This window comes from Caballeronia sp. LZ065 (assembly GCF_031450975.1).
Taxonomy (GTDB): Bacteria; Pseudomonadota; Gammaproteobacteria; order Burkholderiales; family Burkholderiaceae; genus Caballeronia.
Genome location: NZ_JARUXV010000030.1, coordinates 1 through 1,056, shown reverse-complemented (window position 1 = coordinate 1,056; position 1,056 = coordinate 1). Strand labels below are relative to the sequence as shown.

The 1,056-nt window shown below is 63.4% G+C and carries 1 pseudogene; it reads right to left on the bottom strand.

Going from position 1 to position 1,056, the window contains the following annotated elements:
• Nucleotides 1-932, bottom strand: a pseudogene (locus QCE63_RS35505) (type IV secretion protein Rhs); the annotation flags it as partial.
• Nucleotides 933-1,056 lie beyond the last annotated feature (124 nt).

Genomic DNA, 1,056 nt, shown 5'->3' with positions numbered 1-1,056 from the left:
AGAATCAGACGATCCTTCTTGTCCCACGCATAGCGCGTGGTTCCTTCCCCCGGCGCTTCGCGGTGTAGCAGATTGCCGCGCGCATCGTGGGTGAAGTGCATGACACGCCCCAACGCATCGGTCAAGTTAGCCAGATAGCCATTCGCGTCGTAGTCCAGCGCCGTGCTGCGCCGCGCCGCATCCGCCACTTGCGTCAGCTGCCCAAGCGCGTCATAACCGAAGATGCTTGAACACCCCGACGGTGTCACCTGTTCAATCAGATTGCCGCGCGTATCCCAGACCTGACGCCAGACGCCTCCCTCGGGATCGGTGATCGCGACCGGCCGATGCTGCTCGTCATACTCGGTCTGCACCACGGTGCGATCCGGCAGCCTGTGCGCGAGCAGGTTGCCATGCCCGTCATACTCCCATTCCGTCGCGTGGCCCGCCGGGTCGACCTCCGCGATCGTGCGGCCCGCGCCATCGTATTGATAGCTGCGCACGCCGCCAGCACCGTCGATGCGCGCCACCGGCCATTGCTGCTCGTTGTATTGCAGCACCGTGAGGTGGCCCAGCGAATCCGTGAAGCGCGTCTCCAGATGCGCAAGGTCGTACTCGAAGTGGTAGTCGTACAGACCGCCATCGCCCCATGCGTGGCTCACACGCCATTGGCCGTCCTCGTGCATCGCATGGCTGTAGTAGAAAGACAGGCCGTTGCGGTCGGTATGTTTCACCATCTGGTGCTGCGCATACTCGAAACAGTAGGGCGCGTCATGCGCATCGAGCACGGCGCTCAAATTTCCCAGTGCGTCCTGCTCATACGACACCAGCGGATGCACGCCCCCTTGTCCATCGTGCAGTGCGAGCGCTCCCAGGCAGCCCGCGACGCGGCCCGAAGCGGCACGCAATTCACGCCCGGTAGCACGGCTCCCCGCAAATTCGATGAAGTGCATCGACACGCTTTCGTGAATCGGATCCGTCCGTCGCTCGATATGCCAGGCGTTGCCATTCAGGTCCGCCATCCGGGATAACGGCAAAGCCAGCGTCTGCCCCCGATCCACAGATGGCACGCGTGCG